Raw genomic sequence first — 23,082 nt, forward strand, 5'->3', positions numbered from 1 at the left:
GATCCCGGCAACGCTAGGCCGGGGTGCAGCAAGACGATTGCTTGGCCAGCAGTTCCGCGTCGCACTTGGGGCAGAACTCGTGGTGTCCGGCCAGGTAGCCGTGATTCGGGCAGATGGAGAACGTGGGCGTGACCGTGATGTAAGGCAGGCGGAAGTTGGTGAGCGCGCGGCGCACGAGCTGCTTGCAGGCCTCGGCGGTGGACACGGCCTCGTTCATGTACAGGTGCAGCACGGTGCCGCCCGTGTACTTGCTTTGCAGCGTTTCCTGCAGTTGCAGCGCGTGGAAGGGATCGTCCGTGTAGCCCACCGGCAACTGGCTGGAGTTCGTGTAGTAGGGCTGGGCGTCCGTCCCCGCTTGCAGGATGCCGGGATAGCGCTTGCGGTCTTCGCGGGCGAACCGGTACGTGGTGCCCTCGGCCGGCGTGGCTTCAAGGTTGTAGAGGTGGCCGGTTTCTTCCTGGAATTCGGTCATGCGCTGGCGCACGCGGTCCAGGAGGCGCACCGCAAAGGCGTGGCCGGCGGGCGTGGTCACGTCTTCGGCATCGTCCGTGAAGTTGCGGATCATCTCGTTGATGCCGTTCACGCCCAGCGTGCTGAAGTGGTTGCGCAGCGTGCCCAGGTAACGGCGGGTGTAGGGGTAGAGGCCCTGATCGATGTAGCGCTGCACGACCTTGCGCTTCGTTTCCAGCACGTCGCGGCCCAGCGCCAGCAGGTAATCCAGCCGCGCCATCAGCCGCGCTTCGTCGCCGCGGCAGGTATGGCCCAGCCGGGCGCAGTTCACGGTCACCACGCCGACCGATCCGGTCTGCTCGGCCGAACCGAAGAGGCCGTTGCCGCGCTTCAGGAGTTCGCGCAGGTCGAGCTGCAGGCGGCAGCACATGGAGCGCACCATGTGCGGCTCCAGGTCGGAGTTCAGGAAGTTCTGGAAGTACGGCAATCCGTAGCGCGCCGTCATTTCAAAGAGGCGCTCGGTATTGGGATGGTCCCAGTCGAAATCGGGCGTGATGTTGTAGGTGGGAATGGGGAACGTGAACACGCGGCCCTTCGCGTCGCCGGCCATCATGACCTCGATGTACGCGCGGTTGATCATGTCCATCTCGGCCTGCAGGTCGCCGTAGGAAAACGGCATTTCCTCGCCGCCCACGTAAGGGATCTGGTCCTTCAGGTCGGCCGGGCAGGTCCAGTCGAACGTGAGGTTGGTGAAGGGCGTTTGTGTGCCCCAGCGGCTGGGCACGTTCAAGTTGAAGATGAGTTCCTGGATGGATTGCTTGACGTCCGCGTAGGTCATCGCGTCGCGGCGGATGAAGGGCGCCATGTAGGTGTCGAACGAGCTGAACGCCTGCGCGCCGGCCCATTCGTTCTGCAGCGTGCCCAGGAAGTTGACGATTTGGCCGATGGCGGCCGACATGTGTTTGGGCGGCGTGGATTCGACCTTGCCGGGAATGCCGTTGAAGCCTTCGGTCAGCAACTGGCGCAGCGACCAGCCGGCGCAGTAGCCGCTGAGCATGTCCAGGTCGTGGATGTGGATGTCGCCTTCGCGGTGGGCATGGCCGGCTTCCGGCGTGAAGACGTTGGACAGCCAATAGTTGGCAGTGACCTTGCCGGCGACGTTCAGGATGAGGCCGCCCAGACTGTAGCCCTGATTGGCGTTGGCGTTGACGCGCCAATCGCGCTGCTCCAGATACTCTTCCATGGCGCTTTCGACGTCGACCAGCGTATGGCGCAGCGAACGCAGGCGGGCGTGCTGCTCGCGGTGGACGATGTAGGCGCGCGCCGTGCGCCAGTGGCCTGCCTGGACCAACACGTCTTCGACGCGGTTCTGAATGGTTTCGACGCCGGGGCAGACGTTGCCGTCCAGCTTTGCGATGACGGTGCCGGTCAGCGCGCGTGCGCCTTGCAGGTCCAACTCCCCGGTGCTTTGGCCCGCCGCCGCCATGGCTTGCGCGATCTTCTCGCTATCGAATGCAACGACGCGGCCGTCGCGCTTGAGGATATGTTGGATTTCCATTGTTGGCACCATATGTAGTGGAGTGCGAAGACTCTATCACCACATATGGTGCTGGAACCGCTGGATGTGGATGCCGGTTGACCCGCGTCAAATGGCCGAAAACTGTCGTGAATTTGCGCAATGCGGCGGTCGGTCGCACCCGGCGCCTGTCGCCGGCCCGGCCGGATCAGAAGCCGATGCTCACGCCGAGCAGGGAAATCGCCACCGCGACCGCCGCCGTGCCGGCGGCCGGCCGCGGGGCCCATGACAGCAGGCCGAACCACAGCAGCGCGCCTGCGGACAGCCAGCCCAGCCAGACCACCATCCCCAACACGTCGCCCCACAGGCCCACGCAGGGAAGGATGGCCAGCCCCATCAACAGGACCCCGGCGCCGCGCAGGACGCGCGTGTGGCCGGCGTGCGGATTGCGCGTCCAGACCTGGTGATAGTGACGGGGGGTGGCAAGCGCCAGGCAAGCCATGCCGGCGTAGGTCAGCAGCAAGGCCATCGCGATGGCGCAGAGGTCGTTCATGGTCATGCGGCTGCTTTGTTGCGCGGGTCGCTGTGCCTGCCGGGTGGCGCGACGCCCTTGCGCTGTTGTGGGTAATGCCCCCGATTCTACGGGAATCGGCGCGGCGTCTGGCTTTGGAGCGCTTTGTATTTTCTGCACAGCTTCCGGGCCGCCACTGCTCTCACGGCGGCAATCGCCTGCCCGGTTCGGCGGACGCAGCCTCGGGAACGCGAATTGCTGTGTTCGCGCCTCCATCGGAAGCGATCGCCCGCCGTGCGCATCGTTGATGACCTACGACAAGGAGCCCAACCATGAAACGCAAAGCCGGAAACGCCCGCCAGATCAAGGAGCTGCTGTACCAGGCGCTGGAAACCGAGATCGGCGGCCTTGCCATTTACGAGACTGCGGTCAGCTGTGCCATCAATGAAGACCTGAAGAAAGAATGGCTGGGCTATCTGGAAGAAACCCGCACCCATCGCCGTGTGTTGCTGACGGTGTTCGAACAACTGAAGCTGGACCCGCAGGCCAAGTCGCCGGGCCGCGACGTGGTGCGTCACCTGGGCGAATCGCTGGTGCGGGCGATGAAGATGGCCATCAACGCCGGCGACCCGGCCGCGGCTCAGCTGGTGGCGACCGAATGCGTCGTGCTGGCAGAGACCAAGGACCACGCCAACTGGTCGCTGATCGGGCTGATTGCCGAGCAGCAATCGGGCGAAGAAGCCAAGATCCTGAAGCGGGCCTATGACGCCGTGGCCACCGATGAGGACCATCACCTGTATCACACGCAAGGTTGGTCGCGCGAGTTGTGGATCGAGTCGCTGGGATTCCCGGCCGTGCTGCCGCCGCCCGAAGAGGTAAAGAAGGTTGAAACCGCCATTGGTGCATCCCGTGCCGAGCAGGCGCGCGAAACGATGCTGACCCATTAAGGAGAAAAAATCATGGCAAGCAAGAAGCCAGCAAAGGGCGGCGCGCTCGACACCGCCTACATGCATACCGACAGCGGTCCGGCCACCGGTCCCGCCGGCAAGCCGACCCACCCCGCGCTCCAGCGCGCGGCTGCCGTGGGCGCCACCACAGGCGCCATCCCCCATAACGCCAACAAGGAAGCGGAGTACGGCGAGCAGGCCGCGCGCTGTCCCTACGCTGGCGCACACGTGGGCACGGTGGACCCCGCCGTGGGCGCAAGCTCGCTGTCCGAGAAGGAAGTCTCGGACAAGACGGGCGACGCCGCCACGCCGGGCGTGAACCAGAATGACGGTACGTTGCCCCGTGTGCGCGCGGACGGCGGCGGCCAAGCCCTGACCACCAACCAGGGCGTGCGCATCAGCGACAACCAGCACTCGCTGAAAGCAGGGCTGCGCGGTCCGGCGCTGCTGAAGGACTTCATCCTGCGTGAAAAGATCACGCATTTCGACCACGAGCGCATCCCCGAGCGTATCGTGCACGCGCGCGGCTCGGCTGCCCACGGCTACTTCGAGTGCTACAAGCCGCTGACGGACCTGACCGCTGCGTCGCTGTTTGCCGAGGCCGGCAAGCGGACCCCGGTCTTCGTGCGCTTTTCGACCGTGGCTGGCGAGCGCGGGTCCAAGGATACGGCGCGCGACGTGCGCGGCTTTGCCGTGAAGTTCTACACGGATGAGGGCAACTGGGATCTGGTCGGAAACAACATGCCGGTGTTCTTCATCCAGGACGCAATGAAGTTCCCGGACCTGGTTCACGCGGTCAAGCCCGAGCCGCACCATGGCATGCCGCAGGCGGCTTCCGCGCACGACACCTTCTGGGACTTCGTGTCGCTCATGCCCGAATCGACGCACATGCTGATGTGGGCGATGTCGGACCGCGCCATTCCGCGCAGCTACCGGATGATGCAGGGCTTTGGCGTGCACACGTTCCGCTTCGTCAACGCGCAGGGCGAATCGCGGCTGGTGAAATTCCACTGGAACCCGATCCTGGGCACGCATTCGCAGGTATGGAACGAGGCGGTCAAGGTGTCGGGCGCGGACCCGGACTACCACCGGCGCGATCTGTGGGAAGCGATCGACGCGGGCCATGGCCCCGAATGGGAACTGGGCGTGCAGGTCTTCACCGAGGATCAGGCCGAAGGGTTCAGCTTCGACGTGCTGGACGCCACCAAGATCGTGCCCGAGGAACTGGTGCCGGTCGTGCCGATTGGCCGCATGGTGCTGGACCGCAACCCCGACAACTTCTTTGCCGAGACCGAGCAGGTGGCGTTCTGCGCCGCGCACGTGGTGCCCGGCGTGGACTTCACGAATGACCCTCTGCTGGCTGGCCGCATCCATTCCTACGTCGACACGCAGATCTCGCGTTTGGGCGGCCCGAACTTCCACGAGATTCCCATCAACGCGCCGCTGGCGCCGGTGCACAACAACCAGCGCGACGGCATGCATCGTCAGGCCATCCATCGCGGCCGGGTGGCCTATGAGCCCAATTCGCTGGCCGGCGGTTGTCCGTTCCAGGCGGGCATGGACGGCTTCGTGTCGTTCCCGGAACCGGTGACGAGCGATGAATTGCGCGGGCATCCCGAAAAGTTTGCCGAGCACTACAACCAGGCCACGCTGTTCTACGACAGCCAGACCGCCTGGGAGCGCAAGCACATCGTCGATGCCTTCGCGTTCGAGCTCAGCAAGGTGACCGTGCCGCAGATCCGCCAGCGCATGGTGGCGTCCCTGCGCAACGTGTCCGACGAGTTGGCCCAAGGGGTGGCCGATCAGCTCGGCATGGCGCTGCCGGACCCGTTGCCGCGCGCCATAAAGAATCCGCCCAAGCCCGAAGTGCAGGTGTCGCCCTCGCTGTCCCTGACCGCGCGGCCGGGCGACGGCAGCGTAGCCACGCGCAAGGTCGCGATCCTGGTGGCTGAAGGCGTGGATGGCAAATCCGTATCCGCGGTGGCCGACGCGCTGATTCAGGCGGGCGCCGTCGTGCGGCTGGTGGGTCAGCGCATTGGTCCCGTCCAGACCGCCGACGGCGGCGCGTTCGATGCGGATGCGTCGCTGGACAACCATCCGTCCGGCGTGTTCGACGGGGCGGTGGTGGCGGGCGGCGCGGATGCCGCGGCGCTTCTGGCTGCCGACGGTCGGGCGCTTGAGTTCCTGCGTGATGCCTACCGGCACGGCAAGACGCTGATGGGTATTGGTGATGGCGTGCAGGTCTACGCGGCCGCAGGCATCGATCCCGATCCGAACGATGGCGGTCTGCTGCTGGGCGGGGAAGATCCGCAGGCGTTCATCGCGGCGCTGGGCAAACACCGCCATCCGGAGCGGGAGACCACGCCACCGAAGGTATGAGGACGCGCCCGCACGGGTAAGAACGGATCATTGACACGTGCGGGGCGGCTGCGAATACTGAGCCGGCAGGTCGGACGCGCGCAATCGGCGCGCGTCCTTCTTAACCGGGGAGGCCGTATGAATCGCGCGTCCGTGTTGCCTGTGAAGTTCCTTGGCTGGCTCTGCGCCAGCCTTTTGACTTTTTCCGCCCTGGTCAGCGTCTCACCGTCCGCGCGGGCCGCGTCGGCGGCGGAGATCGGCGCCGACGCGATGGCGGCGCTGGAGCAGCTTTACTCCCAGGATCCGCGCATGCGTGAACTGGGCAAGCAGGCTGTCGCGGTGCTGGTGTTTCCCGACATCATCAAGGGCGGCTTCCTGGTCGGCGGCGAGCGCGGCTCGGGCGCATTGATCCGCCGCGGCCAGGTCGAAGGGTTTTATTCGATATCTGCACTGTCTTTCGGGTTCCAGGCCGGCGCGCAGCAGTTTTCGTACGCGCTGTTCTTCATGAATGAGCCGGCGCTGGCGTACCTGGATCAGAGCGACGGGTGGAGTCTGGGGGCGGGGCCCAGCCTGGTCGTGGTGGATCAGGGCTACGCCGCCAGCATCTCGACCACCACCTTGACGCAAGACGTGTACGCGGTGCCGTTTGGCGAGCAGGGCCTGATGGCGGGGATGGGTCTGCAAGGATCGAAGATCAGCCGCATGGATCCGAACTGAGTCATTTGCAGAAATGGGGGCGGGACCCCGGTTGGCGTCCCGCCGGCCGTCATTCCAGCGTTATGCCGGCACGCTGGGCGATGGCGCTGAAAGTGGCGATTTCTATCGCAATCTGCTCGCGGAAAGCCTGACCTGGCAGGAAGACCGGATTCAGTGACAGTTCCGATACGCGCTTGCGCACCTGAGTGTCCTGCATGATTTCCGCCATTACCCGGTTCAAGGTGTGCATGACCGGAGTCGGCGTGTTCGCCGGCGCGACCAATCCGTACCAGCCGACGAACGATACCTCCGGCATGCCCGCTTCGGCGAAGGTCGGCACGTCCGGCAATTGCGGCATGCGTTGCTCGCCGGTGACGGCCAGTGCGCGGATCTTGCCGGCGCGCACGTGGGCGGCGGACGCCGAAACCGTATCGACGGCCAGCGCGATCTCGCCGCCGATCAGCGCGGTCATGAGTTGCGCGCTGCCCTTGTACGGCACCGGCGTCATCTTGGCGCCGGCAGCCTGCGCGAACATCTCGCCGGTGAGGTGGGGGGCGGACCCGGAGCCAAACGTGCCGTACATCAGTCCGCCTTTGGCGCTTTCCTGTCGGGCGAGCTCGGCCGCCTGTTGTGGCGTCGCCGCGGGCAGCGCGTTTTGCGCCAGCAGCACGACGGGCGCCATGGCGACGATGCCGATGTGCTCGAAGCTGCGTACGGGATCGTAGGGCAGCGACGGTTTGAGTGCGGGCAGGACGCTGTACGTGGTGCTGCCCGACAGCATGAGCGTGTAGCCGTCGGGCGCTGCGCGGGCGACGGCCTCGGCGCCGATAAGCGTGGAGGCGCCGGGGCGGTTCTCGACGATGACGGGCTGACCCAGCTTGCCCGTCAACTTGGTGGCGAGCAGGCGCGCCACCGCGTCGGTGGCGCCGCCCGGCGTGAACGGGACGACGATCTTGATGGCTTGGTCCGGATACGCGGCGTGGGCATTCGCGGCGGCAAGTGTCAACGCCAACAGGGCGGTGCGAAGTCTGGCGGTCATGATGGGGCTCGGTCGGATCAGGCGTAGGTGGACGATTGGGAGCAGGCTTGTTCGAGCAAGTCGGCGCCCTGGGTGCCGAGGTCCCAGAAAAGGCCAGCCATGATGGCCAGGCCTTCCCGGGCGACGCTGCCCAGCAGGTGTTCATTGGGCGCGTGCTGCGCGCAAGCGGGATAGGAGTGAGGCACCCACAGGGTGGGAAGGCCAAGTTGGTCGGCAAAAATGTCGTTGGGCAGGGAGCCGCCCAGGTTGGGCAAGAGGGCCGGCCGTTTGCCGGTGGTGCGCTCCAGCGAGGCGGCGGCCCAGCGCACCCACGGGGTGTCGGGCGACAGGCGCGTCGCGCCCGCCTGCATGCCGACACGAACCTCGACGTCGTCGAAACCGCCCTGATGCAGGTGTTCGACCACGTGTTCCTGCAGGGCACGCCAGTCGGTGCCGACCACGAAGCGCAACTGGCACCAGGCCGACGCTTCCGGAGGAATGGCGTTCACGGGCTTGGCGGGGTCGCCGGCGCCGAATGTCAGGACGTCGAGACTGTTCCAGCCGAATACCTTTTCCGGCGAGGTCAAGCCGGGTTCGCCCCACCAGTCGTTGATGTCCGGATCGTCGTCGCCACCACCGACTTCCAGGTCTGCCAGCGCCAAGGCGACCGCAGCGGGGATGGGCGGGGGGCGTAATCCCGGCACGGCGATGCGGCCGTTCGCGTCCACCAGCGAACTGATCGCATGCGTCAGCCGGATGGCCGGGTTGGAAAGCAGTCCGCCCCAGTTGCCGGAATGGTAGCCGCGTTCCCGAGCCCGTACCTTGAGTTCGAAATTGACCGCGCCGCGCGAGCCCATGAACAGCGTGGGCCGCGCGGCGTTCAGGCGCGGCCCGTCGCTGGCGATGAAGACGTCGGCGGCCAGAAGATTGCGGTGCGTCTTGCAGAACGCAGCCAGGCCGGGCGAGCCCGCTTCTTCGCCGGTTTCGATGAGCCAGATCGTATTGAACCCCAGCACGCCGCCGCGGACGGCGATGACGCGCGACAGCGCTTCAAGGTTGATGGAGTGCTGGCCCTTGTTGTCGGCCGTGCCGCGCCCGTACCAGCGGTCGCCTTCGACCTGCAGGCGCCAGGGGTCCCGGCCGGCGTCCCATTTGGCGGCGTTGCCTCGCACCACGTCGCCGTGACCGTACATGAGGACGGTCGGCAACTCGGCCGCTTCGATGCGGCGTGCGACCAGGATCGGCAGGTCCACCCCGGCAGGGTTGCGATGCACTTCACAGGAAAAGCCCAGTGCCGACAGGCGCGGGACCAGTTCGATCGACAGGTAGGCATGCTGCGCCGGGCCCTGGGTGGAGACTTCGCTTTCGGTGGTGTACGCGATGCGGCGCGCGAGGGTGTCCTGAAGGACGCCGCTGTCATACGCTTCTGTCGCGTGGAGAATGGCTTGTTCGCGGGTCATGGCGGTTCTCGGGGCAGTACGGAAAAACAAAAGTATTACGGTTCTACGCGTGCCACAATTAGATATTTCGCACCTTAGCGTTGCCATAAAGGCATCTCATCCAGGAGCCATCCATGATCTCCCTCGGTCTCAGATATTTCCTGGAAGTCGCGCGCTGCGGTTCGATCGCAGGCGCGGCGGCCAGCCTGCACGTGGCGGCATCCGCCGTCAGCCGGCAGATCGCCAAGCTGGAAGACAGCCTGGGCATCGTACTGTTCGAACGCCAGGCGCGCGGCATGGCGCTCAGCGAGGCCGGGCTTCAGCTCGCGGCATACGCCCGGGCGGCCGCGCTGGAGGCCGAACGCGTCACCAAGGAGATCCGGCGGCGGAGCGCGCTAGGCGACGTCACGATCCGGCTGGCCTGTAGCGAGGGATTCGCGCACCGATTCCTGCCGCTATGCATGGCCGACTTCAAGCAGGTCCGGCCCGAGACGCGTTTTCATCTTCAGGTGGACCGGCCGGAGGAGGTGATTCGCCGGATTCTCGAGGGAATGTCGCAGATCGCGCTGCACTACACGGTGGCGCAGGACGATCGCTTGAAGACCGAACTGCTGACGCGCGCGCCGGTTTACGCGGTGATGTGCCGGCAGCATCCGCTTGCCGCGCGCCGTGCGATCAGCCTGCGTGACCTGGCCGACGTGCCGGTATCGGTTGGCGACAAGGGCACGACCGTGCGGCAGCTTTTCGATACCGCCTGCGCCAATGCCGGCTTGCACATCGAGCCGGCCTACGTGTCCAACAATTCGGCGGCCTTCCTGCCCATGCTGCCGGGCAGCCGGATCGTGGCGCTGACGGGTTACCTGACCTTGATGGGGGATCCGCAGGGCACCGCGCTGGCCGCAGTGCCGTTCAGCAACCCGGAAATGCGCCAGCGCAGCATCCAGGCCGTGACGCTGCAAGGGCGCACCTTGCCGCCGCTGGCCAAGGAGTTTCTGGAATTCATGGCGGCGCGGCTCACCGCGGCGCCGCGCGCGCCGGATCTGGAGAAGGGCGCCGCGTAATGGCCGTTGCCTAGACCGACCGCACGAACAGTGCGCGCAGCTTGTTCCAGAAATCGCCGCCCAACACGAAGAAGCTGGCCACCAGCATGACGTCGCCCAGCAGTTGCGCCTGCCACAGCCGCGGCCGGAAACCGGGCCAGATCTGGTCGACATAGGGTTCCAGCATCGATGTGAGCAGCGGCAGGATGAACATCACCATGCCGATGGCGTGGCGCACGGGGCCGACCTTCTGCACGGGCGCCAGTTTCTTCGCGTGACCGCCGATGATGGCCTTGAGTTGCTGGAATCCCTCTTTGCCCATGACGGCGATGCAGGTGATGAGCAGCACCTTGTTGGCGATGAAGATGGCGCCGGTCAGTGCCGCGATGCGCGATCCGGGGATGTCCATCGCGGCGCCGATGGGAATCAGGAACCAGAGCGCGAAGGCCAGGATGAAAATTCCGATTCCGCACTTGAAGCGCCAGCCCATTGCCGGCGCGGGTTGGGTTGGCATGTCTTGGACACTCATGGCGGTCTCCTTGCGAGGGGTGGAATTTGAGGCGAGGGGATTCAAGGCAGGTGAATCAAGTTCCGGAAATACGGCGGCGTGAGGAAAATACGCCCGGCTTGCGGGGCGCACGCGGCCGGGGTTCAAGCAACTGCAGCATCAGGCAGGCATACAGGGTGACGGCGATGAACAGCCCCATGCGCACGGCGAAGGCGGTGTAGACGTCCTTGCCCGCCACGCTGTCCTGCACCGACTGGCCCAGCAGGATGATGAGCGTGATCAGGGTGTTCAGCCAGAAAGTGGGCGCATGCGGCGTGGGACTCAGCCGGTACAGCTTTCTGGCCATTACCAGCCCGAACAGCAGCATCCACAGGAAGTACATCCACAGGCTGGGAAAGGGCCGCAGGGCGATCCAGAACCCCACCGCAAGCACGCCGGCCAGCAGCGTCGATCCCAGGATCTCGCGCGCCGCGCCATGCGCCGCCGTGACGCAGCTTTGGCGGCCCAGGCTGACTGCCTTCAGGATGATGGGCATGTAGCCCAGCGGATCGGTCATGGCCAGCAGAAAGGCCGGCAGCACGACCAGCGCCGCGCGCAGGGCCATGCGGCTTGCCTCGGCGGCCGGCAGAACAGGCGGGGGCGGCGGCGCCGGCAGGCCGGGCGGTTCGGGAAACAGCGCGTGGCAGACCCCCAGCACCAGGGCGGCCAGCAGCAGCGCTTTGACCAGGGCCTCGATCACCGTCACCGCCAGGCCGAAGTCCAGGGTGCCTGCCGCGGAAATCATGGTCAGGCCGATGATCAGGAACGTCGACACCAGATTGTTGCCGCCGCGCAGCCCGTGGCGAAACGCCAGGAACAGGCACAGGCCGACGATCAGCACCCCGCCGGCCGGGTAGTAGCGAAGCAGGGGAATCAGCAACAGCCCGCTTCCCGTGGTGAACATCGCCACCAGGGCCAGGCCGAGGCCGGCTTTCAACGACAGCGGCCGGTTCATCTGCGCCAGCAGGAACACCCCGAGCACCGGCGCGATCATCGGGATCGGCATGTCCAGCCCGAAGCTGATGGCCAGGCACAGCGCCGTCCCCACGCCCAGGCGCAGGGCGCGCTGACCGCGGGGGTCGCGCCGGGCGGGGGGCGTGTCAGTAGGCATAGGACAGCCAGCTCATCAGCCGCAGGTACAGGCGGCCCAGGGGGTTGAGCGGATTGCCGGGGTTGGGAAACGCCATGACTTCGGCCTGGCCGCCCACCCGGATGCCGCGCAGGGACGGAAGCTGTCCGGGATCGAGGTCGATGGCGACCGGGAAGCGTTGGGCGGGCCGCAGCCAGTCGCGGCTGTTCTGCACCGTGGGGAGGCTGCCGGGCTGCGTGGGCGTGCCGACGTTCACGCCATAGCCCACGCTGCGCACGCGGCCCTCGAACACCTGCCCGGGCAGTGCGTCCAGGATGATGGCGACCGGCGTGCCGGGGTCGACGTGCCCCAGGTTGTTCTCGGTCATTTCCGCGTTGATCCACACGTCGTGAATGGCGATCAGCGTCATCACGGGCTTTCCCGCCGCGGCGAATTGGCCGGCGTCGGTCCGCAGGTCGGTGACGAGGCCCGCAGCGGGGGCGCGCACCTGCGTGTTGGCCAGGTCCAGTTCAGCCTTTTCCACGGCGGCGGCGGCGCTGCGCAGCTTGGCGTTGTCTTCCTCGCTGCCGCCTTCCTGTTCGCGCGCCCGCTGCACCTCGGCACGTGCGGCCGCCACCTGGCTGACCGCCTGCGCCAGATTGGCCCGCGCAATCTCCAGCCGGCGCAGCGATATCGTGCCCTGGTCGTCGCGGTACAGGCGCTCGAGTCGGGTGCTGTCCTGGCGCGCGCGGACTTCATTGGCTTGCGCCGCGCGCAGGGACGCCTGCGCCGCATCGATGCCGGCGGTGCTGGCGCCAATCTGCCGGCGCGTGGCGTCCAGATCCGCCCGGGCGCGGTCGAGCGCAATCCGGTAATGCTCCGGGTCGATGTCGAACAGCACGGCGCCCGACTTCACGTCCTGGTTGTTGCGCACATGTACCTGCGTCACCCGGCCCGCCACTTCGGATGCCACCGGCACTACGAAGGCCTCCACCCGCGCCTGCTGCGTGTACGGCGTGTAGCGGTCCGCCAGCAGATACCAGACCAGGCTGATGACGATGACCACGAGAACCCAGCGGACCCCCTTTTTGGCGGGATCCGCGGGGGGCGGCGGGGCGGCCGGCGGTGCGGGCGGTGGCGGCGGCTCGGACGGCGCGGGGCGTGCCGGCGTATCGCGGGCAGGCGAGCCAGGGCTCGCCGCGGGCGCAGCGCTGGCCGTCGGGGGCGCGGGCCTGGGACTAGTCATCGGATCGCCTCGTGGTCTTGGGAAGCGCCGGCGCGGGCCGCCCGGCCTCGGACAGCAGGTCGCCCCAATTGGTGCGCCGCTGCATCTGTTCTTGCGTGGCCGGATCGATGACCGGCTGATCGCTGTACCAGCCGCCGCCCACTGCCTTGTACAGGGCGATCAGGTCGCGCACGGCATTGCCCCGGTTCACCAGATAGGTGTCCTGCTGCGTTGCCAGCGCGCGCTGCGCATCCAGCACCCGCTGAAAGTCGGAATAGCCCTCGCGGTAGAGCGCAGTGGCCAGCGTCAACGAGCGCTTGGCCGCCAGCGCCGAGTCGTAGAGGATCCCGTCGCGTTCCAGCGCCTTGACCAGTCCCGTGGCGGCGTCGTCGGCCTCGCGCGCGGCCTGGCGCACGGCGTCCTGGTAGATGACGATAAGCTGCTGCAGCCGCGCGTCCTGCAGGCGCACGGTGTTGGTGATCCGGCCGTGGTCGAACACGTTCCAGGTCAGGCTGGGGCCTGCAAGCAGCGCTGCGCCACCGGACGTGCCGGCCAGCGACGTGGCGGTCCAGGCGATGCTGCCCAGCAGCGTCAACGAGGGGTAAAGATCCGCCTTGGCCACGCCCACCTGCGCGGACTGCGCCGCGATCCGCAGCTCGGCGGCACGGATGTCCGGTCGCCGCAGCAGCAGGTTGGCCGGCACGTCCTGCAGCACCGCCCGGTCGATTAGCGGAATCACGGCCTCGCGTGTCGCCAGGTCGGGCAGCTCCGGCATCGGGCCCGGCGGCTTGCCGACCAGCACCGCCAGCGCGTTGCGGGTGCGCGCGATCTGGCTTTCGAACTCCGGAATGGTGCTAAGCGTGCCAAGGTATTGCGTGCGCGCCTGCTGCAGGTCCAGTTCGTCGGTCTCGCCGCTCTTGAAAAGGCGCTCGGTGATCTCGTAGCTGCGCTTCTGGATGGCCGCATTGTCGCGGGCGATGCGCAGCCGGGCTTCGGCCGTGCGCAGCGCGTAATAGCTTTCGGCGACCTGCGCGTGCAGCAGCACCAGCACGTCTTCGCGGTTGGCCTCGGCCGCGAAGTAGGCGGCATCGGCGGATTCGATGGCGCGGCTGAAACGGCCCCAGAAGTCCAGTTCCCAGCCGATGCTGAACCCGGCGCTGTATTGCCAGAAGCTGCTGGGCCGCGGATTGCCTTCCGAGGAGCGCGATGACCGATGCTGATAAAGCGCGTCCGCGCCGACGACCTGCGACTGCGGATACAGCCCGCTGCGGGCAATGCCAAGCTGGGCGCGCGCCTCCATGATCTGCAGGCCGGCCACCTGCACGCCGGGATTGTGCGCATCGGCCTGGGCGATCAGGGATTCAAGAACGGGGTCATCGAAGATACGCCACCACTGCCGGGCGTCCGGCTGCGAGGCGTCCAAGGTGGCCTGTTGCAGCGCGGGCGTGTCCCACTGGCTGGACCAGTCGACACGCTGAGGCTCGAAGTCGGGCCCCACCTGCACGCAGCCGGCCAGGCACAGCACGCCGGTCAGCAGCAGTCGATTCAAACAAGTCATCGGCCACATTGGGCACCAGGTCTGTCAGAGGCCAAACTGCAAGTCCCCGGTGACGGCCCGATGGTGCCCGCACCGCGAACGCCGGAAAGCTCGGCAGCGACAACGTGTTGTGTGGTCGCGCCGGCATCGCGGGCAGCAGTCGCGTTCCCGGCGGCGCGAAAAAGCGCCGGACCGGATCGGGCGGTTTGCGTCAGCGTGCCAACCGATTCTATTGAGCTTTTTATTTTCCGGCTAGCGGGAAGATACGGGGGGCGGCCCGGCAGGCCGCGCCGGTCAGGCGGTGCGGCGGCGCCAGCCCAGGCGGCGCAACCGCTCCAGCGCCAGATACACGATCGGCGTCGTATACAGCGTCAGGAACTGGCTGATCATCAACCCGCCCACAATGGCGACACCCAGCGGGCGGCGCAATTCCGACCCTTCGCCCATTCCAAGCACCAAGGGCAGGGCGCCCAGAAGACCCGCCAGGTTGGTCATGACGATGGGCCGCAGGCGCAGCATGGCGGCGCGGTGGATGGCCTGCTCGGGCGTCAGGTTCTCGCGCCGCTCCAGACTCAGGGCGAAGTCGATCATGAGGATGGCGTTCTTCATGACGATGCCCACCAGCAGGAACAGCCCCAGCAGCGCGATCAGCGTGAACTCGATACCGGCCAGCCGCAGCGCCAGCAGCGCCCCGACGCCGGCCGACGGCAGCGTGGACAGGATGGTCAGCGGATGCAGCGCGCTTTCGTACAGGATGCCCAGCACCAGGTAGATGGCGACCAGGACCCCCAGGATCAGCCAGGGCTGGTCCTGCAGGCTCTGCTGGAAGTTGCGCGCATCGCCGCCCAGGCGGGTCTGGATGTAGGACGGCACCATCAGCTTGGCCGTTGCCGCGTCGATGGCGGCCAATCCCTGTTCCAGCGACACGCCGGGCGCCAGCGAGAATCCGACCCACACCGCGGCAAACAGGCCATCGTGAAACACCCGGTCGTTGACCAGCCCGTTGTCGTAGGTGGCAAATGCGGTCAGCGGAACGCGGTTGCCATCGGCAGCCACGACGTGCACCTGTTCCAGGACTTCCGGGTCTTCGGTGTAGCGCGGGTCCAGTTCCAGCACGACGCGGTACTGGTTCATCGCGTCGTACAGCGTTGCGACCTGCCGCTGGCTGAACGAATTGCTCAGTACGCTGCTGATGGTGTCCATGTCGACGCCCAGCCGCTGCGCCGCGCTGCGGTCGATGTCGATCACGACCTGCTGCGTCGCGCCGTCGCCTTGCGCGTCGACATCGCGCAGCTCGGGGATCTCCTGCATCGCCTTGGAGATCTTGCGCGACCATTCCCGCAGCGCCGGCACGTCGCTGGCCATGATGGCCAGTTCATGGTCGCCGGAATTGCCGAAGCCGCCGGGCATGCGCAGGTCCTGGTCCACGTTCAGGAAGAACATACCGCCCGGCACCGCCGGCGCGTTCGTGCGCATCCAGTTGATGACCTCGGTGGACGACGCCTCGCGTTCGGCGGCGGGTTTCAAGCGGATGAGGAACAGCGAATTGCTGATGCCCAGGCCGCCGCCGTTGTAGCCGATGACGTCGTCGACGGCCGGGTGCTTGAGGACAAGTTGCCGGTACTGGTCGATCTTGGGCTGCATGACCTGAAACGAGAACCCGTCGTCGCCGCGCACGAAGCCCATGAGCTGGCCGGTGTCCTGCACCGGCAAAAATCCCTTGGGCGCCTGGACATACAGGTAGACGTTCAGCCCGACGACGCCGGCCAGCAGCAGCAACGTCAGGCGCGCGTGGCCAAGCACGCGCGCCAGCGACACGCCATACCAGTCGTGGATGCGGGCAAACACCGCCTGCATCCGCGAGGGCTTGGCCGCAACATGGCTGACGGGCCGCAGCCAGCGCGCGCACAGTGCCGGAATGATGGCCACCGACACGACCAGCGAGATGACGGTGGCCGCCACCAGCGTGATCGAAAATTCGCGGAACAGCCGCTCCACCAGACCGCCCATGAACAGGATCGACACGAACACGACGCTCAGCGCCACGGTCATGGCCACCAGCGTAAAGCCCACCTCGCGCACGCCGCGCAGCGCGGCCTTGACTGGGGTGAGGCCGCGCTCCAGATGGCGCGAGATGTTTTCCAGCACGACGATGGCGTCGTCCACCACCAGCCCGGCGGCCACGATCAGCGCCATGAGCGACAGGTTGTTCAGCGAAAAGCCCCACGCGTACATGACGGCAAAGGTGGCGATCAGGCAGACCGGAATTGCCACGCTGGGGATCGCGGCGGCACGCGCATTGCCCAGAAACAGCCACACCACCAGGATGACCAGCCCGGCGGCCAGCGCCAGGGTGATGTGCGCCTCGCGCAGCGTCGCCTTGATGCCCGGCGAGCGGTCCAGTGCGACGGTCAGGTCCACGTCGGCGGGCATCAACTGGCGCAGGCCCGGGAGGGCCTGGTTGATGGCGTCGATGGTTTCGATGATGTTGGAGCCCGGCTGCCGGCTGATGGTCAACACCACCGCCAGATTGCGGTTGTGAAAGCCGCTGCTGTAGCGGTTTTCGACCGAATCGCTGACGCGCGCCACCTGCGACAGCCGGATCACGGCGCCATCCTGGTAGCGCACGATGAGACTGTCGTAGTCCTGCGCGCGGCGCGGCTGCTCGGGGGTGCTGACCTCCCAGCGCTGGCCGGCCGAATCGAGCTGCCCTTGCGGGCCCATCGGAGCGGCGTTCGAAATTGCCTCGCGCACGTCGTCCAGCGCCACGCCGTAGTGCGCCAGCGCGTTGGGATTGACCTGGACCCGCACGGCCGGCAGTGAACTGCCGCCCATCGTCACCTCGCCCACGCCGCTGATCTGCGAAAGCTTCTGCGCCAGCACGGTTGAACCCAGGTCGTAGAGCTGACCAGCGGGCCGCGTGGCGGAACTGAGCGCCAACGCCATGATGGGCGCCTGCGACGGATTGACCTTGCGATAGCTGGGATTGCCCGGCATGCCGGCGGGCAGTTCGGCGCGTGCGGCGTTGATGGCGGCCTGCACGTCGCGGGCGGCCTCGTCGATGTTGCGATCCAGTTCAAACTGGAGCTGCACGCGAGTCGAACCCTGGTTGCTGGACGAGCTCATCGAGCTGACGCCCGCAATGCTGCCCAGCGCCCGTTCCAGCGGCGCGGCGACTGTGCTGGCCATGCTTTCGGGGCTGGCGCCGGGCAGATCGGCGCGCACTTCGATGGTCGGAAAATCCACCTGCGGCAACGGCGCCACCGGCAGCAGGCGCCACGCCACCGCGCCCAGCAGCGTCAGCGCCACCGCCAGAAAAATGCAGGCGACCGGCCGGTGCAGCAACGCCCGGATCATTTCACCGGGCCTTCGGCGTTGGGCGCCGGTGCGGCATCAGCGCGGCGGTGGCCCAGCCGGTGAAAGAACAGGTACACGGCCGGCGTGGTGAACAGCGTCAGCACCTGGCTGACCAGCAGCCCGCCAACCATGACCCAGCCCAGCGGCTGGCGCAGTTCGGCGCCGGAGCCGGTCGCCAGCATCAACGGCAGCGCGCCAAATAGTGCGGCCAGCGTCGTCATCAGGATGGGGCGCAGGCGCAGCAGCGCGGCCTCGCGGATGGCGGCTTGCGGGTCAAGGCCGCGCGTGCGCTCAGCCTCCAGCGCAAAGTCGACCATCATGATGCCGTTCTTCTTGACCAGCCCGATCAGCAGAATGATGCCGATCACGGCAATCAGGTCCAGCGGCCGGCCGGTGATCAGCAGCGCCAGCAGCGCGCCGACCGTAGCCGAGGGCAGGGTGGACAGGATGGTGACCGGGTGGATGGCGCTTTCGTACAGCATGCCCAGCACCAGGTACATGGTCACCACCGCGGCCAGCATCAGCCACAACGTGTTGGACAGCGACGCCTCGAACGCCGACGCCGCGCCTTGCAGCCGCAGCTCGACGCTTTCGGGCATGCCGATTTCCTGCTTGGCCGCTTCGATGGCAGCGATGGCTTCGCCCAGCGAACCGCCCGGCGGCAGGTTGAAAGACAGATTCACGGCGGGGAACTGCGACAGGTGATTCACCGCCAGCGGTGCGGCGCGTTCACTGACCGTGGCCAGTGCGGACAGCGGAATGGCCTGCCCGTTTTCCGTCTGCAGATGAACGCGTTCCAGCGCCTCAGGGCTGGTCGCCATTGTGCGGTCCACTTCCAGCACTACACGGTACTGGTTGGATTGCGTGAACAGCGTGGCGACCTGACGCTGGCCGAATGCGTTGTACAGGGCCTGGGCCACGTCGTCCATCGTGACGCCCAGACGCGCGGCGGCGTCGCGCGAGACTTCCAGATAGGCCTGGCGCCCGCCGCCCTGCAGGTCGGAAGACACGTCGGCAAGCTGGGGCGCCTGCGCCAGCTGTTGCATCAGCGCGGTGGTCCAACGCGTCAGCAGGGCGCTGTCGGGCGAAGTCAGGCTGAACTGATATTGGCCGCGGCTGACGCGGTCTTCGATGTTCAGTTCCTGCACAGGTTGCAGGTAAAGCGAGATGCCGTTCACCTCGCGCGCCCGCGTGTCCAGCCGCGCCATGATGTCCGCCAGCGGCGCGCTGCGTTCGTTCCAGGGCTTCAGATTGATCAGCAGACGCCCCGTGTTCAGCGTGGCGTTCATGCCGTCGATGCCGATGAAGGACGACAGGGTGGCGACGTCGGGATCGGCCAGCAGGCTTTCCGCCACGGCCTGCTGACGACGCGACATGGCGTCAAACGACGTGCTCTGCGCGGATTGGGTCACGCCTTGCAGGACGCCGCCGTCCTGCGCTGGAAAGAAGCCCTTGGGCACCGCCAGATACAGCAGGCCGGTCAGCCCCACGGTGGCCACCATCGCCAGCAGCGTCACCCGCTGGTGGCGCAGGGTCACGTCCAGCCAGCCGGCGTAGTGCACTTGCAGGCGGTCCAGCAACCCGGGGCGCGACGGCTCGTGCGCCGGCAGCAGGCGCGCGCACATCATGGGCGTCAGCGTCAGCGAAACCGCCAGCGAGATCAGGATGGCGACGGCCAACGTAATGGCGAACTCGCGGAACAACCGGCCCACCACGTCTTCCATGAACAGCAGCGGAATCAGCACCGCGATCAGCGACAGCGTCAGCGACACCAGCGTGAAGCCGATCTGCCCCGCGCCCTTGAGCGCGGCCGCCATCGGGCTGTGGCCTTGTTCGCGGTAGCGCGCAATGTTCTCCAGCATGACGATGGCGTCATCCACCACGAAGCCCGCGCCAATGGTCAGCGCCATCAGCGTCAGATTGTTGGTGGAGAAACCGGCCAGGTACATGAAGCCGAACGTGCCGATCAGCGACAGCGGGACGGCCAGGCTGGGGATCAGCGTAGCGGGCAGGTTGCGCAGGAACAGAAAGGTCACCAGGACGACCAGTCCCACGGCGAAGGCCAGCTCCCATTGCACGCCGCGCACCGAGGCGCGGATGCTCTCCGTCCGATCGGTCAGGATGCGTACCTGCACGGCGGCGGGCAGGCTGGCCGTCAGTTGCGGCAGCAGCGCCTTGACCTGGTCCGCCACCGCAATGACGTTGGCGCCCGGCTGGCGCTGGATATTCACCAGCACTGCGGGCTGCTTGTCCACCCACGCGGCCAGATAGCGGTCTTCGGCGCCGTCCTCCACTGTCGCGATCTGACCCAGCCGCACCGGCGCACCATTCTTCCAGGCGACGATCAGGTCGCGGTATTCCTCAGCGCTCTGCAATTGATCATTGGCGTCCATGATGACGGACCGCACGGGGCCATCAAAGCTGCCTTTAGGCTGATTGGAGTTGGCCTTGGCAATCGCCTCCTGCACGTCCGACAACTGCAGGCCGCGCGCGGCCAGCGCCATCGGGTTGACCTGCACGCGCACGGCGGGGCGCTGCCCGCCCGCCAGGCTGACCATGCCCACACCCGACAGCTGCGACAGCCGCTGCGTCATCCGCGTATCCACCAGATCGTAGACCTTGGGCAGCGGCAGGGAATCCGACGTGACGGCCAGCGTCAGGATCGGCACGTCCGCGGGGTTGACCTTGCGGTAGACGGGCGGGGTGGGCAGATCGTTCGGCAGGAGCGAATCGCTGGCGCTGATGGCTGCCTGCACCTCTTGTTCGGCCACGCCCAGCGGCACGTCCAGCGCAAACTGCAGCGTGATGACCGAGATGCCGCTGCCGCTGGTGGACGACATCTGCTTTAAGCCCGGTATCTGTCCGAAGCGCCGCTCCAGCGGTGCGGTGACCGCGCGCGCCGTCACGTTGGGACTGGCGCCCGGATACTGCGTGGTGACCTGGATGATGGGATAGTCGACCTGCGGCAATGCGGCCACGGGCAGCAGGCGCCACGCCAGGATGCCGGACAGCAGCAGGGCGATCATCAGGAAAGATGTGGCGACCGGGCGCAGGATGAAGGGGCGTGACAGGCTCATGCGGGCTCCTTGTCCTGATCGTGCTGCTCCACGATCTGCACATCGCGTCCGTCATGCAGCCGATCCACGCCCTCGACCACGACGCGCTCGTCCTCGGCCAGGCCCGCCAGCACGACGATGCGACCCGCGTTGGCCGGACCCAGTTCCAGCACGCGGCGGGTGGCGCGGTTGTCGTCGCCGATGACGAAGACGAACGATCCTTCAGAACCGAACTGCACGGCGGCGGTGGGTATGGTCACGACATCGTCCTGCTGCACGACGGCCAGCCGGATGTTCACGAACTGGTTGGGAAACAACGACTCGTCGGCATTGTCGAAGCGCGCGCGCAGCCGCACCGTGCCGCTGGCCGCCTGGATGCGGTTGTCCAGCGCCTCGAGCGTGCCTTCGGCCAGAATGCGGCGCTCATCGGCGTCCCAGGCCTGCACGCGCAACACGGGCGTCTTCGCCTGCGCCTGACGCAGGATGTCCAGGCGGGTCTCCGAGATGCTGAACAGGGCCGACGTGGGCGCCATCTGCACCAGCGTGGTCAGCCCGTCCGCGTCTGTCGTGCGCACGTGGTTGCCGGCATCCACGCGCCGCAAGCCCACGCGGCCGGCGTGCGGCGCCACGATACGCGTAAGACTGAGCCGGCGGCGGGCGTCGGCGACCTGCGCCTGGTTCTTCTGGCGTTGCGCGGTGTACATCCGCACCTGCGCCTCGGCGGTATCAAGCTGCTGCCCGGCCACGGCCTCCTGCCGCGCCAGCTTCCGATAGCGGCGCAGATCCGCTTCGGCGTTGTCCAGCAGCGCCTGCGTTTGCGCCAGCTCGCCTTCGGCGGACGCCAGCGCAGCCTGGAAGGGGCGCGGGTCTATTTCGGCAAGCAACTGACCCTGCGAGACCGCCTGGCCTTCGGTGTAGTGCAGTCTCACCAACTGGCCATCGACCTGGCTGCGCACGGTCACCTGAGCCAGCGGCGTGATGGTGCCCAACGCATGCAGGTCCCGCTGCAGCGGGCCAGTGCGCGCGGCGGCGACGCTCACTGCGACGGGAAGCTTCCCATAGTTGGGGGGAGGAGGGGCGGCCGGGCCTTTATTGCCCGCCAGCCAGACCGCCGCACCGATCAGCAGGGCCAGCGCCAGGGCTGCCGCGATCAGGTTCAGGCGTTTGCGTGAGGGGGTGGGGCCCGCAAGGAAGCGCAGGGACATCAGGGCTGCCAGGCAAGGGATAGCGGACAGCCGAGATTCTATATTAATAATAATGATTAGCGTTATTGACGCTGATTTTCAAGAAGGGTTTGCGCGTATCGTTTAGAGTGGCGGCTGTTTTCAATACCCCGGTTTGCAAGAGGAGTGGGTCATGAGCAAAGAATCCTTCGAAAGTCAGCGGGAATTGTTCGAGCGCCTGCAGGAACGGCTGGCGTCCGAACGCGACCGCTTGGCGCAGTGGCAGTCGATCGAAGCCGATTACCAGCGCAAATACACCGAGACGCTGCGGCCCCTCGAAGAAAAGCTCAACCAGCTTCGTTACAAGCTGGTGCTGTGCTTTGATCATGCGTACAAGGAAATGGGCCTGTCCAAGGCCGAGCGCGAATTCGTTTCCGAACTGGTCACGGAGTTTTCGGAAGAACTGCTGGTGCTGGCAACCAAGAGCGAGCTGCCTGCCGGTTGCGACACCGCGCGCCTCAAGACGCTTTACAAGAAGCACCGCGGGTCGGATTACGACGCCAACCTGGCCGAACTGACGGAAAGCGCGGGCCAGGAGCTGGCCGATGCGCTGGATCTGGACGTTGCCGATCTGGCCTCGATGTCGCCCATGCAGTTGCTGCAGATCATCCAGGACCAGTACGACGACGAGGACGCGGAAGAACTGCTGGAGTACGCGCGCGTCGTCAAGATTCCGGCCGTGACGAACGACGTCGCGTGGCAGGCCTTGCAAGAGGCCGAGCAGGTGCGCCTGGCCCAGTCCACGGCCAACGATGAATCGATGATCGACCTGCTGGGAGACCGCGACATTCCCGACGATGAGCTGGACTCTGTCAACGCGTCGCTGATCCTCGAGCTGGACGAAGTGCTGAGCCAGCTTCAGTTCGCCGAAGAAGGCTTCAAGCTGCGCTACGAACTGGACGTGTTCGCCACGTTCGATCCCGATACGGTAATGGGCGAACTGGACGACGATATCAAGGACATCCAGGAGTACATCCAGGAACTGGAGCACGAGATCATGCAGTTCTCGGATGAATCCCTGCTCAAGGCGTGGATCAAGGCGATGCGCCGGGAAGTGGCCGCGATGGAGCGGCGCGAAGATCGGTCCTGACGC

16 protein-coding genes are annotated in these 23,082 nt (G+C 66.6%); 5 read left to right on the forward strand and 11 right to left on the reverse strand.

Going from position 1 to position 23,082, the window contains the following annotated elements:
• Nucleotides 1-13 precede the first annotated feature (13 nt).
• Nucleotides 14-2,008 (reverse strand): ribonucleoside triphosphate reductase, encoded by a 1,995-nt coding sequence (locus tag HV681_RS00935; protein ID WP_175121278.1) that lies wholly within the window; start codon nt 2,006-2,008, stop codon nt 14-16.
• A gap of 166 nt (nt 2,009-2,174) precedes the next feature.
• Nucleotides 2,175-2,525 carry a DUF3325 domain-containing protein gene (locus HV681_RS00940; protein WP_175121279.1) on the reverse strand — a complete coding sequence of 117 codons (351 nt, stop codon included), beginning with the start codon at nt 2,523-2,525 and terminating at the stop codon, nt 2,175-2,177.
• 284 nt (nt 2,526-2,809) lie between these two features.
• Here HV681_RS00940 and HV681_RS00945 point away from each other — a divergent pair, with 284 nt between their 5' ends.
• From HV681_RS00945 to HV681_RS00955, 3 genes are all read left to right on the forward strand, one after another.
• Nucleotides 2,810-3,424 carry a hypothetical protein gene (locus HV681_RS00945; RefSeq protein ID WP_175121280.1) on the forward strand — a complete coding sequence of 205 codons (615 nt, stop codon included), beginning with the start codon at nt 2,810-2,812 and terminating at the stop codon, nt 3,422-3,424.
• A gap of 12 nt (nt 3,425-3,436) precedes the next feature.
• Nucleotides 3,437-5,803 (forward strand): catalase, encoded by a 2,367-nt coding sequence (locus HV681_RS00950; RefSeq protein ID WP_175121281.1) that lies wholly within the window; start codon nt 3,437-3,439, stop codon nt 5,801-5,803.
• 117 nt (nt 5,804-5,920) lie between these two features.
• Nucleotides 5,921-6,499, forward strand: a complete 579-nt coding sequence (locus tag HV681_RS00955) for a lipid-binding SYLF domain-containing protein (RefSeq protein ID WP_175121282.1) — start codon at nt 5,921-5,923, stop codon at nt 6,497-6,499.
• 49 nt (nt 6,500-6,548) lie between these two features.
• Here HV681_RS00955 and HV681_RS00960 read toward each other — a convergent pair whose 3' ends face one another.
• Together HV681_RS00960 and HV681_RS00965 are read right to left on the reverse strand one after the other, a co-directional pair.
• Complete coding sequence (locus HV681_RS00960; protein WP_175121283.1) at nt 6,549-7,517, reverse strand: Bug family tripartite tricarboxylate transporter substrate binding protein; 969 nt, start codon at nt 7,515-7,517, stop codon at nt 6,549-6,551.
• Nucleotides 7,518-7,534: 17 nt separating this feature from the next.
• Entirely contained in the window at nt 7,535-8,956 is a 1,422-nt protein-coding gene (locus HV681_RS00965) for a M20 family metallopeptidase (protein ID WP_175121284.1), read from the reverse strand.
• A 113-nt stretch (nt 8,957-9,069) separates the two neighbouring features.
• Between HV681_RS00965 and HV681_RS00970 the strand changes: the two genes are divergently transcribed.
• Complete coding sequence (locus tag HV681_RS00970; protein ID WP_175121285.1) at nt 9,070-9,996, forward strand: LysR family transcriptional regulator; 927 nt, start codon at nt 9,070-9,072, stop codon at nt 9,994-9,996.
• A gap of 10 nt (nt 9,997-10,006) precedes the next feature.
• On the opposite strand, the gene HV681_RS00975 is transcribed toward HV681_RS00970, so the two are convergent.
• From HV681_RS00975 to HV681_RS01005, 7 genes are all read right to left on the reverse strand, one after another.
• On the reverse strand, nt 10,007-10,504 hold the full coding sequence (locus HV681_RS00975; protein ID WP_175121286.1) for a transporter suffix domain-containing protein: 498 nt from the start codon (nt 10,502-10,504) through the stop codon (nt 10,007-10,009).
• A gap of 55 nt (nt 10,505-10,559) precedes the next feature.
• Nucleotides 10,560-11,633, reverse strand: a complete 1,074-nt coding sequence (locus tag HV681_RS00980; protein WP_175121287.1) for a DUF2955 domain-containing protein — start codon at nt 11,631-11,633, stop codon at nt 10,560-10,562.
• Nucleotides 11,623-12,645: an HlyD family secretion protein gene (locus HV681_RS00985; protein WP_239212811.1), complete on the reverse strand. Its 1,023-nt coding sequence runs from the start codon at nt 12,643-12,645 to the stop codon at nt 11,623-11,625. The genes HV681_RS00980 and HV681_RS00985 overlap by 11 nt, the downstream gene beginning before the upstream one ends.
• Nucleotides 12,646-12,829: 184 nt before the next feature.
• Nucleotides 12,830-14,383 (reverse strand): efflux transporter outer membrane subunit, encoded by a 1,554-nt coding sequence (locus tag HV681_RS00990; RefSeq protein WP_175121289.1) that lies wholly within the window; start codon nt 14,381-14,383, stop codon nt 12,830-12,832.
• Between the two features lie 264 nt (nt 14,384-14,647).
• Nucleotides 14,648-17,710 (reverse strand): efflux RND transporter permease subunit, encoded by a 3,063-nt coding sequence (locus tag HV681_RS00995; RefSeq protein WP_175121290.1) that lies wholly within the window; start codon nt 17,708-17,710, stop codon nt 14,648-14,650.
• Complete coding sequence (locus HV681_RS01000; RefSeq protein ID WP_175121291.1) at nt 17,707-20,787, reverse strand: multidrug efflux RND transporter permease subunit; 3,081 nt, start codon at nt 20,785-20,787, stop codon at nt 17,707-17,709. Before HV681_RS01000 ends, HV681_RS00995 begins: the two co-directional genes overlap by 4 nt.
• Nucleotides 20,784-21,971 carry an efflux RND transporter periplasmic adaptor subunit gene (locus tag HV681_RS01005; RefSeq protein ID WP_175121292.1) on the reverse strand — a complete coding sequence of 396 codons (1,188 nt, stop codon included), beginning with the start codon at nt 21,969-21,971 and terminating at the stop codon, nt 20,784-20,786. Before HV681_RS01005 ends, HV681_RS01000 begins: the two co-directional genes overlap by 4 nt.
• Before the next feature lie 151 nt (nt 21,972-22,122).
• Here HV681_RS01005 and HV681_RS01010 point away from each other — a divergent pair, with 151 nt between their 5' ends.
• Nucleotides 22,123-23,079 (forward strand): molecular chaperone DnaJ, encoded by a 957-nt coding sequence (locus HV681_RS01010; RefSeq protein WP_175121293.1) that lies wholly within the window; start codon nt 22,123-22,125, stop codon nt 23,077-23,079.
• Nucleotides 23,080-23,082: the final 3 nt, after the last annotated feature.

It is taken from the genome of Achromobacter animicus (assembly GCF_902859585.1).
Classification (GTDB): Bacteria; Pseudomonadota; Gammaproteobacteria; order Burkholderiales; family Burkholderiaceae_B; genus Achromobacter; species Achromobacter animicus.